Origin of the sequence: Blautia luti (assembly GCF_033096465.1) — a bacterium.
Taxonomy (GTDB): domain Bacteria; phylum Bacillota; class Clostridia; order Lachnospirales; family Lachnospiraceae; genus Blautia_A; species Blautia_A luti.
The window spans coordinates 3,091,294-3,104,365 of record NZ_AP028156.1 but is presented as its reverse complement, the minus strand read 5'-3'; the positions used below and the strand labels follow the sequence as shown (position 1 = coordinate 3,104,365).

The following is a 13,072-nucleotide window of genomic DNA, read 5'->3' as shown; positions in this document are numbered from 1 at the left end:
GAAAAGGATGAAGTCATCAAATATCGGCGGTCAGGCTGTAATGGAAGGAATCATGATGCGCCATAAGGACAAATATTCCATTGCAGTGCGCAGACCGGATAAAGAGATCGAATTAAAAGTCGAAGATTATAAGTGTGTGTTCGGAAATGCGAAATTTCTGAGATATCCTCTGATCCGTGGCGTAGTCAGCTTCGTGGATTCCCTGGTAGTGGGAACCAAATGCCTGATGTATTCTGCAGAGATCGCAGGAGACGAAGAGGATGAAGAGGACGCACAGAAGAATGCAGCTCTTTCAGAGGAAGAGCGTGCTGCAAAGAAAGCCAAAGAGGACAAACAATTCAAATGGCTCTTATATGTAACAGTAGCAATTTCCATTATTGTGTCTATTGCAGCGTTTATGCTTCTTCCCTATGCGCTTGCCAGCCTGTGCAGGAAAGTAGGAGCTTCCGAGTTTGTGGTAACGATCGTGGAAGCATTTGTGAAGCTGGCATTGTTTATGGGATATATGCTGCTGATCTCCAGGATGAAGGATATCCAGCGTACATTCATGTACCACGGTGCAGAACATAAATGCATCAACTGTGTGGAACACGGACTGCCTCTTACAGTAGAGAATGTGATGGCAAGTTCCAGACAGCATAAGAGATGCGGAACAAGCTTTCTGTTTCTGGTCATGCTGGTGAGCATTTTCCTGCATTTTATCTTCGTACTGGTACCTGTATACTGGGTAAGGCTCTTCGGACGACTTCTTATGGTACCTGTAGTAGCCGGCATTTCTTTCGAGATCATTCAGTGGGCAGGCAGATCAGACAGCAAACTGGCAAACTTTTTCAGCAAGCCGGGTCTGGCAATGCAGCTGCTGACTACGAAGGAACCTACAGAGGATATGGCAGTGGTTGCCATAAAAGCAGTAGAAGCCGTATTTGACTGGAGAGCATACCTGAAAGAAGAATTCGGGAAAGACATCCCTTATGAGGATACAGAAGAGGTAAATCCATGAGCGGAGAGACTCTGAATGGATTATTGAAAAATGGACAGAAGATCCTGGAACAGTCCGGGATTAGGGAAGCCGGGCTTGATGCCTGGCTCCTTCTGGAATATATCACTGGAAAAAGCCGGGCGTATTATTTTGCACATGGGGACGAGGGTGTTACTGAGGAAACCGCCTGCCGGTATCAGGAGCTGATCCGGAAACGGGCCGAACACATTCCGCTGCAGCATCTGACGCATCAGGCTTTTTTTATGGGATATGAATTTTATGTAAATGAGGATGTACTGGTTCCCAGACAGGATACAGAGACACTGATGGAAGCTGCACTGGAGCTTCTGAAGGGAAACAAGGCCCCACGTATCCTGGATATGTGTACAGGTTCCGGATGTATTATCACAAGTCTGATGCTTGAGGTACCGGAAGCTTCCGGTATCGGAGTGGATCTGTCGGAGAAAGCTCTGGAAGTGGCAATACGAAATGCCAGGGAGCTTGGGACTGCAGACAGAACAAAATTTGTTAAAAGTGACCTGTTTTCTGCAGAATATTTCAGTAAAAAAGACAATGCAGAAAAAGTAACAGGATATGATATGCTTATTTCGAATCCTCCGTATATTCCAAGCGGAGAGATTGAGGGATTAATGGAGGAAGTCCGGCTTCATGATCCCCGCATGGCACTGGACGGGATGGAGGATGGCCTTTATTTTTACCGTGAGATCACCCGGCAGGCAATGGATCATATCCGCCCCGGCGGCTGGCTTTTGTACGAGATCGGCTGTGAACAGGGAAAGGATGTGAAGGAGCTTCTTGAGAAAGAGGGCTTTATAAAGACGGAGATCAGACAGGATCTGTGCGGCCTTGACCGTGTAGTCCTGGGACAACGACCACTACTACAGGAGGAAAAATATGTTTGATAAATTAGATGATCTGCTCATTCGTTTCGAAGAAGTGCTCAATGAGCTGGGAGAACCTGGCGTTACAGATAATCAGGAACATTTTCAGAAGCTGATGAAGGAGCAGAGCGATCTGCAGCCTATCGTAGATACCTATCGTGAATATAAAAAGAACAAAGAAACCATCCAGGACAGTCTTATGATGCTGGAGGAAGAAAAAGACGAAGAAATGCGTGAAATGCTCAAAGAGGAGCTTTCCGAAGCGAAGAAGAATGTAGAAGAACTGGAACATGAGTTAAAGATCCTTCTTCTTCCGAAGGATCCTAATGACAGCAAGAACGTTATTGTGGAGATCCGTGCAGGTGCAGGCGGAGATGAGGCTGCCCTTTTTGCAGCAGAGATCTACCGTATGTATGTGAAATATGCAGAGTCCCGCCGCTGGAAAACAGAGATGATGAGTCTGAATGAGAACGGGATCGGCGGATTTAAGGAAGTCACCTTTATGATCACAGGCGCAGGTGCTTATTCCAGACTGAAATATGAAAGCGGTGTACACCGTGTACAGCGTGTGCCTGAGACAGAATCAGGCGGAAGGATCCATACCTCTACCTGTACAGTAGCCATTATGCCGGAAGCGGAGGAAATTGACTTCCATCTGGACATGAATGACTGTAAATTCGATGTATTCCGTGCATCCGGAAATGGTGGACAGTGTGTCAATACTACAGACTCCGCAGTACGTCTGACCCATATCCCTACAGGAATCGTAATTTCCTGCCAAGATGAGAAATCCCAGCTGAAGAATAAGGATAAAGCTTTGAAAGTGCTTCGTTCCCGTCTGTATGAGATGGAACTTGCCAAACAGCATGATGCGGAGGCAGAAGCCAGAAGAAGCCAGATCGGAACAGGAGACCGCTCTGAGAAGATCAGAACCTACAACTTCCCTCAGGGACGTGTCACTGACCACAGGATCAAACTTACCCTTCACCGTCTGGAGAATATCCTCAACGGTGACCTGGATGAGATCATCGACAGCCTGATTGCAGCAGACCAGGCAGCGAAATTAAGCAATTTACAGGATGAAGCATAGAATATGTTATGCTGATGTCTGCAGAAAGTGTGAAAACCGTCCGGAAGCAGTCAGCAGATATCCGGACAGAAACAGGATGTTGAGTAAAGCATAAAAGGAGAATCGCTATGGGAAAATATTTCGGAACAGACGGTTTCCGTGGAGAAGCCAATGTAAAGCTTACAGTAAATCATGCATTTAAAGTGGGACGTTATGTAGGATGGTATTATGGAAGAGACCATAAGGCGAAGATCGTCATTGGAAAAGATACCCGCAGAAGCAGCTATATGTTTGAATATGCGCTGGTAGCAGGACTGACTGCATCAGGAGCAGACGCATATCTTCTTCATGTAACTACAACACCAAGTGTTTCCTATGCAGTACGAACAGAGGATTTTGACTGTGGTATCATGATCTCCGCAAGCCACAATCCGTTTTATGACAATGGGATCAAGCTTCTGAACGGAAACGGACAGAAGATCGAAGCGGAAGTAGAGGCAAGGATCGAAGCATATCTGGACGGAGAGCTGGAAGAGCTGCCTCTGGCTACCAGAGAAGATGTGGGACGTACCATTGATTTTGCATCAGGCAGAAACCGTTATATCGGACATCTGATCTCCATTCCCAGCCGGGATTTCAAGGGAATTAAGGTGGGACTTGACTGTGCCAACGGAAGTTCTTCAGCGATTGCCAAGAGTGTATTCGATGCACTTCAGGCGAAGACCTATGTGATCAACAACCAGCCGGACGGCACCAATATCAATACAAACTGCGGATCTACACACATTGAAGTTCTGCAGAAATATGTAGTTGAAAACGGGCTGGATATCGGTTTTGCCTATGACGGCGATGCAGACCGCTGTATTGCTGTAGACCATAAGGGAAATATGATCGACGGTGACAAGATCATGTACGTCTGCGGCAAATACCTGAAGGAACAGGGAAGATTAAACGGAAATACAGTAGTAACTACTGTAATGTCCAACCTGGGTCTGTATAAATCCCTGGAAAGAGAGAATATGAATTATGAGCAGACAGCAGTAGGGGACAAATATGTGGCAGAGAACATGATGGAGAATGGTTACAGCCTGGGCGGAGAGCAGTCCGGACATATCATTTTCAGCCGTTATGCTGCTACAGGAGACGGAATTCTTACTTCTCTTATGGTAATGGAAGCATGTGTGGAGAAAAAGGCAACTCTCTGTGATCTGGCAAAAGAAATGAAAGTATATCCACAGCTCCTCAGAAATGTCCGTGTAGCTGACAAAAAAACTGCCAGAGAGAATCCGAAGGTAGTGGAAGCAGTAGAAGCAGTTGCGAAGGCACTGGGAGAGGATGGACGTATTCTTGTCCGTGAAAGCGGAACAGAACCGCTCATCCGTGTAATGGTAGAAGCCGGAACAGATGAGATCTGCCGTGAGAACGTAGAACAGGTAGTCCGCGTAATGGAAGCGGAAGGTCTGATCGTTGAATAAAACTGGTAAGGGAATTTTATGAGAAACAGAAAGACAGCATGGATTCTGGCAGTAGGTCTGGGAATGACAGCATTCGCAGGCTGTGGATCAGAAGAAATGAAAAACTATGAACAGGCAGCCCAGGATCTGGAAGCAGAGAATTTCGATGCTGCACTGCAGGAATATGAGGCAGCTATTTCAGCAGGGGTAAAACTGGCCCAGTCCTACAGGGGGGCCGGGGTAGCCAATCTGCGCCTGGGAAATTATGAGCAGGCTATTGAGGATTTTAATCATGCGCTGAACAGTGATAAAGTGGGCAAGGCACTGAAGAAAGATATCCTGTCATACCGTGCGGCAGCTTATCTGAAGACGAAAGCTTACGATGAAGCTATGGCAGACTGTCAGAGCATAGCAGAATCCTATGATATGGATGCAGATCTGTATTTCCTCACAGGTAAGGTGGCTCTTGCCATGGATTCCTATGAGGAGGCATCTGCGGATTTCGAGCAGGCATACGGAGAAGATGCAACCTATGATATGGCACTTCGGATTTACGGTGTTTATCTGGACAAAGATATGGAAGCAGACGGAACCAGATATCTGGAGGCAGCCCTGGCATCTGAGGCAAAGAATGCCCAGGATCATTGCGACAGAGGCAGGGTCTATTATTATATGGACGATTATGAGAATGCCTTGTCTGAACTGACACAGGCTGCTGATGGAGGAAATACGGAAGCGCTTCTGCTTCAGGGAATGGTGTATATGGCACAGAAAGATACAACCAGTGCCAGACAGCAGTTCCAGGCGTATGTCTTTAAAGAAGAAAAAGGTGCCAAAGGATATAACGGTCTGGCATTGTGTGACATAGAAGACGGTGATTACGACAGTGCACTTGCCAATATAACGACAGGTCTTTCTTCAGCAGATGATGAAACACTGCAGAGTCTGCTGTTCAATGAAATGGTAGTTTATGAGAAAAAGCTTGACTTTACTACTGCATTGCAGAAAGCAGAAGAATATCTGGAAATGTATCCGGACGATAAGACTGCCAAAAAAGAACGGGCATTTTTACGATCACGTGTAGGATAAGGAGTATCTATGGAAGAATTTGGCAGATTAGAGGAGCGGGTGATCCTGATCGGTGTACAGACTGCAGCAGATGAGAATGTGGAAGTTTCCCTGGATGAACTGGAGGAACTTGCATCTACAGCAGGGGCTGTCACGGTGGGCAAGGTGATCCAGAACCGGGAGGCCGTGCATCCGGGAACCTATATTGGAAAAGGGAAGATCGAAGAAGTACGGGCCCTGGTATATGCCCTGAATGCCACAGGCGTGATCTGTGACGATGAGCTTTCGCCTGCACAGCTGAATAATCTGGAACGGGAGCTGGACTGTAAGGTAATGGACAGAACTCTTCTGATCCTGGATATTTTTGCCGCAAGAGCTGTGACCAGTGAAGGCAAGATTCAGGTAGAACTGGCTCAGTTGCGTTATCGGGCAGCGCGTCTGGTTGGTCTGAGGGAATCTTTGTCCCGTCTGGGCGGCGGTATCGGAACCAGAGGCCCCGGAGAGAAGAAACTGGAGACTGACCGAAGGCTGATCCGTACCAGGATTTCCGCACTGAAGCAGGAACTTGTCCAGGTAGAGAAACACAGGGAACTGATCCGTTCAGGCCGCGCCAGAGGGAATATGAAAACTGTAGCTATCGTAGGCTATACCAATGCAGGGAAATCCACGCTGCTGAATAAGCTTACAGGGTCGGAAGTGCTTTCTGAGGACAAGCTGTTTGCAACGCTGGATCCTACTACAAGGCTTCTGAACCTTCAGGATGGACAGCAGATCCTGCTTACAGACACAGTAGGTTTCATCCATAAGCTGCCCCATCATCTTATTGAGGCGTTCAAAAGTACCCTGGAAGAGGCGAAATATGCAGATTACATTATCCATGTGGTAGATTCATCCAATCCCCAGGCCGAAATGCAGATGCATGTGGTATACGAGACCCTTCGTGAACTGGGGGTAATGGGAAAGAAGATCATTACACTGTTTAATAAACAGGATGTACCGGGAGCCTGCGTGCTCCGTGATTTCAAGTCGGATTATTCCCTGAAGATCTCAGCCAGAACAGGACAGGGGCTGGAGGAACTGGGAGAACTTCTGGCGAGACTTCTGGCAGAGGATCAGATTTATATGGAACGGATTTTTCCCTATCAGGAAGCGGGCAAAATTCAGCTGATCCGCGAATACGGACAGTTGCTCTCAGAAGAATATACAGAGACCGGAATCCTTGTAAAAGCAAGGGTTCCACGGGAGATCTACGGGAAAGTTGTATAGAGAAAAATAAATGATAAACACCATATAGTGTTCTTACATGCAAATAAGGATACAATATATGGTGTTTTTGCTGTTGACGGAAGAGAGAGACTCTGATACAATAGACCTACAGCGTTTGAAAAGACGAGAAGAAAACAGCGGGAACAAAAGCCGCTGCAAACAAGAGAAGATGGGGGCATTAATTATGTTTCAGGTAGTAAAAAGAGATGGCGAACTGGACGAGTTTAAACTAAGTAAGATCACGTCAGCCATTCATAAAGCATTTGATGCGAAGGATAAAAATTACAGCAATGATATGATCGATCTTCTTGGACTTCGTGTAACATCAGATTTTCAGAATAAGATCAAAGAGAATAAGATTACTGTTGAAGAAATCCAGGACAGTGTGGAGAACGTACTGATCCAGGCAGGATACGCTGACGTGGCGAAGGCTTATATTCTTTACCGCAAGCAGAGAGAGAAAGTCCGCAACATGAAATCTACCATTCTTGATTATAAAGAAATCGTAAACAGCTATGTTAAAGTAGAAGACTGGCGTGTAAAGGAGAACTCTACAGTAACCTATTCCGTAGGCGGCCTGATCCTGAGTAATTCAGGTGCAGTAACAGCCAACTACTGGCTATCTGAGATCTATGATAATGAGATCGCAGAAGCACACAGAAATGCAGATATCCACATCCATGATCTGTCCATGCTTACAGGATACTGTGCAGGGTGGTCCCTGAAACAGCTAATCCAGGAAGGTCTTGGAGGCATTGAGGGAAAGATCACTTCTTCTCCTGCGAAACATCTGAGCGTTCTGTGCAATCAGATGGTAAATTTCCTGGGGATCATGCAGAATGAATGGGCAGGCGCACAGGCTTTTTCCTCCTTTGACACATATCTGGCGCCTTTTGTAAAGGCAGATAGCCTGACTTATCCGGAAGTGAAGAAGTGTATTGAATCCTTTATCTACGGTGTAAATACACCGAGCAGATGGGGAACACAGGCACCATTCTCCAACATCACCCTGGACTGGACTGTTCCGGATGACCTTGCAGAGCTGCCGGCTATCGTTGGCGGTAAGAATATGGACTTCAAGTACAAAGACTGCAAGAAAGAGATGGATATGATCAACAAGGCATTCATCGAGACCATGATCGAGGGAGATGCCAACGGAAGAGGATTCCAGTATCCGATCCCGACTTATTCCATTACGAAAGAGTTCGACTGGTCTGATACAGAGAACAACCGTCTTCTCTTCGAAATGACATCGAAATACGGAACGCCATATTTCTCCAATTATATTAACAGCGATATGAAACCAAGTGATATCCGAAGCATGTGCTGCCGTTTGCGTCTGGATCTTCGTGAACTCCGTAAGAAGAGCGGCGGATTCTTCGGTTCAGGTGAGAGCACCGGATCTGTAGGAGTTGTGACCATCAATATGCCGAGGATCGCATATCTGTCCAGAACACCGGAGGAATTCTACAGACGTCTGGATCACATGATGGATATTTCCGCACGTTCTCTTCATATTAAGAGAGAGGTCATCGGTAAGCTTCTGGACGAGGGACTGTATCCGTATACCAAGAGATATCTGGGAAGCTTTTCCAACCATTTCTCAACCATCGGTCTGGTCGGTATGAATGAAGTGGGCCTGAATGCATGCTGGCTTGGTAAAGATATGTCTGATGAGGCAACACAGAAATTTACCAAAGAGGTTCTTCTGCATATGAGAGAGCGCCTGTCTGACTATCAGGAAGAATATGAGGGTGAGTTGTTTAATCTGGAGGCAACTCCTGCGGAATCTACAGCTTACCGTCTGGCCAAACATGACAGGAAGCGCTGGCCGGATATCCGTACAGCAGGAAAAGAGGGAGATACTCCGTATTATACAAACAGCTCCCACCTGCCGGTAGAATATACCACAGATATTTTCGATGCCCTGGATATCCAGGATGAGCTGCAGACTCTTTATACTTCAGGTACGGTATTCCATGCATTTATCGGCGAAAAGCTTCCGGATTGGAAGGCTGCTGCAGCACTGGTACGTAAGATCGCAGAGAATTACAAGCTGCCGTATTATACCATTTCTCCTACTTATTCCGTATGCAGGGAACATGGCTATATCAGCGGAGAACATTTTACCTGTCCGAAATGTGGAAAGAAGGCAGAGGTCTACAGTCGTATTACCGGATATTACCGTCCTGTACAGAACTGGAACGATGGCAAGGCACAGGAATATAAGAACCGTACTCTGTATGATGTGATGCACTCAGATGTGAAAAAGATCCGTCCTGTGCATACAAGTATGGTGACTATGACTGAGGATGATGTAAAGATCGAGCCGGTAGCTGCGCATAAATATCTGTTCACCACAAGCACCTGCCCGAACTGCAGAATGGCGAAGAAGATGCTTGAGGGCGAGGAACTGGAAATCGTGGATGCAGAGAAGAATCCGGAACTTGCGAAACAGTTCGGGATCATGCAGGCACCTACTCTGGTCATCGCAGAGGGAGAACATATTACCAAATATGTGAATGCGTCCAATATTCAGAAATATGTGGATGAAGAAATGTAAATACAGGATCATAAGTGTATAATATAACGAAAGCGCCGGGAGTATTCCCGGCGTTTTACAGTGGATGAGAATTGGGTTAGTTACTGTGCACGGAGTGAACAGTAACTGTTTGTGGGCAGGGATTTAAATTTGCGGGAGAAGATGTTATAATATAGAAAGAAAATTAATTTAAGCAATACCTGGAGGAAAAAAGATGATAAAACAGAACATTGTATTCGTAGAAAACAAAGCGGGAAGTCTGAAAAGAGTGACAGGCATGCTGACAGATAATGATATTAACATCTATGGTTTCGCATGCTTCGATGCACCGGAATTCGCAATTTTCCGTATGATCTGCAATGATCCAGATAAAGCAGAGCTCATTTTGAACAAGAGTGGATATATGAACCGTATCACACAGGCCATCGTAGTAGATATGAAAGACCAGGTAGGCGGACTGGATGAACTTCTGAAAGTTCTGGCTGACAGCAATGTAAGTCTGGACTACATCTACACATCTTTCCACAGAAAAGACCTCATTCCTGTTGTAATCCTGCATTCCGAGGATATCACAGTGACCGAAAGTGTTCTTAAAAATAACGGTTTTAATGTATTTACTACAACAGAAGAACTGGAAAAATAAACAGTAAAAAAGGATCCTGTATGCAGGGTTCTTTTTTGCACATACGAATATAAGAAACTACTATTTCCTTGCATTCCCATGGGAATATGAAAAACATCTTGACTAAACAACTAGGAATACTATATAATAAAATAAAATATTAAAAATCTAAGTTTCTTCTGTCATGAGAAGGCGGGCGGGGCCATTGCAGATACATGAAAGAGAGACTGCAGCATACAAAGAAACTGAGAAACAGGAGGTTTTGAACACATGCAGATTTCAACCAAGGGAAGATATGCATTAAGACTGATGCTGGATCTGGCTGTGCATAACACAGGTGAGTTAGTCAAGATCAAAGATATTGCAGCCAGGGAAGATATTTCAGAGAAATATCTGGAGCAGATCATTTCATCATTAAAGAAAGCAGGATATGTAAAGAGCTTACGGGGAGCCCAGGGTGGATATATGCTGGCCAGAGAGCCGAAGACTTATACTGTGGGCACGATCCTGCGCCTGACAGAAGGCAGTATGAAACCTGTGGCCTGTCTGGAGGACGACCCCAATCAGTGTAGCAGAGCCGGAGAGTGCGTAACCCTCCGTCTGTGGAAGATGCTGGATGAAGCCATTGAAGGAGTGCTGGATAAAGTGACACTCCAGGATCTGAAAGACTGGTATGAGCAGATGGGAAATGATTATGTGATCTGATCAATGTGGCAAAGAGGCAATGATCAATCGTGGAAGAGGGAGGCATATCGCGAAAGTGATATGCTTCTTTTTTATTTTTTTCTCTTGACAAGAGGTGTGTTTTAGCATATTATGTATATAACATATAATTCATATATATATAGTATGAAATAGGAGGTCGAACTCATGGGAAAAATTTATAAGAATGCAGCAGAACTTGTTGGAAATACTCCTCTTCTTGAGGTTGGAAATATTGAGAAAGAACTTGGACTGGAAGCTAAGGTACTGGTAAAGCTTGAGTACTTTAACCCGGCAGGAAGTGCGAAGGATCGTATCGCACTGAGCATGATCGAGGATGCTGAGGAGAGAGGCGTATTGAAACCAGGCGCAGTGATCATTGAGCCTACATCCGGAAACACAGGAATCGGTCTTGCATCTCTGGCAACGATCAAAGGATACAGAGTAATCCTCACCATGCCTGAAACAATGAGTGTTGAGAGAAGAAACATCCTGAAAGCATACGGCGCAGAGATCGTACTTACAGATGGAACCAAAGGTATGAACGGAGCGATTGCCAAGGCTAACGAACTGGCAGAAGAATATGAAAACAGCTTTATCCCGGGACAGTTTGAAAACCCGGCGAACCCGGCGATCCACAGAAAAACAACAGGACCGGAAATCTGGAAAGATACAGACGGACAGGTAGATATCTTTGTAGCCGGTGTTGGTACAGGCGGAACAATCACAGGTGTTGGTGAATATCTGAAATCCCAGAATCCGGATGTGAAAGTAGTAGCAGTAGAACCAGCCACATCACCGGTACTTTCCGAAGGAAAAAGCGGCCCGCATAAGATTCAGGGAATCGGTGCAGGATTCGTGCCGAAGGCACTGAACACCAGCGTATATGACGAGATCATCCCTGTACAGAACGAGGATGCATTTACAGCAGGTAAATTTATTGCAAAACATGAAGGTATCCTGGTAGGTATTTCCTCCGGTGCGGCTCTCCACGCAGCGATCCGGCTTGCAAAGAGACCGGAAAACAAAGGAAAGACTATCGTAGCACTTCTCCCGGATTCAGGAGACCGTTACTATTCTACACCATTATTTGTATAAAACAGATTACCAGTGTAATCGGTTGAAATATAAAAAAGCCCTGAAAGGGGCTTTTTTTATATTGACTAGGTGTGATAGAATAGCTATGGGAATTTAAGAACAATCACCTTTAAGACAGGATGGAATAAAAAATGAAAAAAGCTATTATCGCAATGAGCGGCGGAGTAGACAGCTCTGTGGCAGCTCTACTTACAAAAGAATCTGGTGATCAGTGCATTGGTGCTACCATGAAACTGTTTCATAATGAGGATGTAGGGATTAAAAGAGAGAAAACCTGCTGCTCCCTGGACGATGTAGAGGATGCCAGAAGCGTGTGCTACAGAATGGGGATCAAATATTATGTCTTCAATTTCTCTGAGAGATTCAAAGAAGATGTTATGGACCGCTTCGTGGATGCCTATGAGCATGGCTGCACTCCCAACCCCTGTATTGACTGCAACCGTTATCTGAAATTCGACAAGATGTTCCAGAGAATGCGCGAGCTGGAATACGATTATATTGTAACCGGTCACTATGCCCGGGTGGAATATGATGAGGAAAAAAGCCGCTATTTATTAAAGAAAGCAGTAGATGACACCAAGGATCAGAGTTATGTGCTCTATATGCTCACACAGGAACAGCTTGCGCATATTTCCCTGCCCCTTGGAGGACTGCGCAAGACAGAAGTTCGTGAGATAGCAGAGGAGAATGGATTCGTCAATGCCAGAAAACATGACAGCCAGGATATCTGTTTCGTACCGGACGGAGATTATGCCAAGTTTATCGAGCAGTACACAGGACGTAAATCCAAACCTGGAGATTTCGTAGACATGAATGGAAATGTTCTTGGCAGACATAAGGGAATCATTCACTATACACTTGGCCAGAGACGCGGCCTGGGAATCCCGGCAGCAGCCAGACTGTATGTCTGTGATATTTCTCCGAAAACTAATCAGGTTGTATTAGGCAGCAATGAGGATCTTTTCCATACAGAACTGACAGCAGAGAAAGTGAATCTGATCTCCTGCGAATCACTGAAAGAACCGATGAGACTGAAGGCCAAGATTCGTTACCGTCATCCGGAGCAGGATGCTGTGGCATGGCAGACAGAGGACGGAGTTCTTCATGTACGCTTTGACAAACCGCAGAGAGCCATCACAAGAGGACAGGCGGTTGTTCTGTACGACGGAGATATCGTTGTAGGCGGAGGCGTGATCGAGAGCTGCATTAAATAATTGCTGCGATGGGTGCAGAATATGTGATGTGTCATCCGTACTTTTAAACATATAGTTTGAAACTATAAGAGACTATAGAATTTAAGAAACGATTATTTGTTAAAAACTTCCTTTTTCATATTGACATACTAGGAATACGGTGATAATATACAACTA

Annotated in this window: 11 protein-coding genes; all 11 read left to right on the top strand. The window is 45.5% G+C overall.

From position 1 onward, the window contains the following. Window positions 1-7 precede the first annotated feature (7 nt). The 11 genes from R8695_RS14330 (at window position 8) to mnmA (ending at window position 12,916) form a co-directional block, all read left to right on the top strand. Complete coding sequence (locus R8695_RS14330) at window positions 8-1,000, top strand: DUF1385 domain-containing protein (protein WP_154779601.1); 993 nt, start codon at window positions 8-10, stop codon at window positions 998-1,000. Beyond that, the gene (gene prmC / locus R8695_RS14325; RefSeq protein WP_118509424.1) at window positions 997-1,902 is read left to right on the top strand and encodes a peptide chain release factor N(5)-glutamine methyltransferase; all 906 of its coding nucleotides are present in this window, start codon (window positions 997-999) and stop codon (window positions 1,900-1,902) included. The genes R8695_RS14330 and prmC overlap by 4 nt, the downstream gene beginning before the upstream one ends. Then, window positions 1,895-2,971 carry a peptide chain release factor 1 gene (gene prfA, locus R8695_RS14320; protein ID WP_118509425.1) on the top strand — a complete coding sequence of 359 codons (1,077 nt, stop codon included), beginning with the start codon at window positions 1,895-1,897 and terminating at the stop codon, window positions 2,969-2,971. Before prmC ends, prfA begins: the two co-directional genes overlap by 8 nt. 107 nt (window positions 2,972-3,078) lie before the next feature. Further along, complete coding sequence (glmM, locus tag R8695_RS14315) at window positions 3,079-4,425, top strand: phosphoglucosamine mutase (RefSeq protein ID WP_118509426.1); 1,347 nt, start codon at window positions 3,079-3,081, stop codon at window positions 4,423-4,425. Window positions 4,426-4,443: 18 nt separating this feature from the next. Then, window positions 4,444-5,493, top strand: coding sequence for a tetratricopeptide repeat protein (locus R8695_RS14310; protein ID WP_154779602.1), 1,050 nt, complete (start codon window positions 4,444-4,446; stop codon window positions 5,491-5,493). Window positions 5,494-5,502: 9 nt separating this feature from the next. Further along, complete coding sequence (hflX, locus tag R8695_RS14305; RefSeq protein WP_118509428.1) at window positions 5,503-6,738, top strand: GTPase HflX; 1,236 nt, start codon at window positions 5,503-5,505, stop codon at window positions 6,736-6,738. Between the two features lie 184 nt (window positions 6,739-6,922). Then, a complete protein-coding gene (locus tag R8695_RS14300) occupies window positions 6,923-9,301 on the top strand; it encodes a ribonucleoside triphosphate reductase (protein WP_154779603.1) in 2,379 nt (792 codons plus the stop codon). Window positions 9,302-9,494: 193 nt separating this feature from the next. Then, window positions 9,495-9,923: an amino acid-binding protein gene (locus R8695_RS14295; RefSeq protein WP_118509430.1), complete on the top strand. Its 429-nt coding sequence runs from the start codon at window positions 9,495-9,497 to the stop codon at window positions 9,921-9,923. Between the two features lie 249 nt (window positions 9,924-10,172). Continuing rightward, complete coding sequence (locus R8695_RS14290; protein ID WP_118509431.1) at window positions 10,173-10,607, top strand: RrF2 family transcriptional regulator; 435 nt, start codon at window positions 10,173-10,175, stop codon at window positions 10,605-10,607. Window positions 10,608-10,772: 165 nt separating this feature from the next. Continuing rightward, entirely contained in the window at window positions 10,773-11,702 is a 930-nt protein-coding gene (cysK, locus tag R8695_RS14285) for a cysteine synthase A (protein ID WP_118509432.1), read from the top strand. A gap of 131 nt (window positions 11,703-11,833) precedes the next feature. Further along, window positions 11,834-12,916: a tRNA 2-thiouridine(34) synthase MnmA gene (gene mnmA / locus R8695_RS14280; protein WP_154779604.1), complete on the top strand. Its 1,083-nt coding sequence runs from the start codon at window positions 11,834-11,836 to the stop codon at window positions 12,914-12,916. Window positions 12,917-13,072 lie beyond the last annotated feature (156 nt).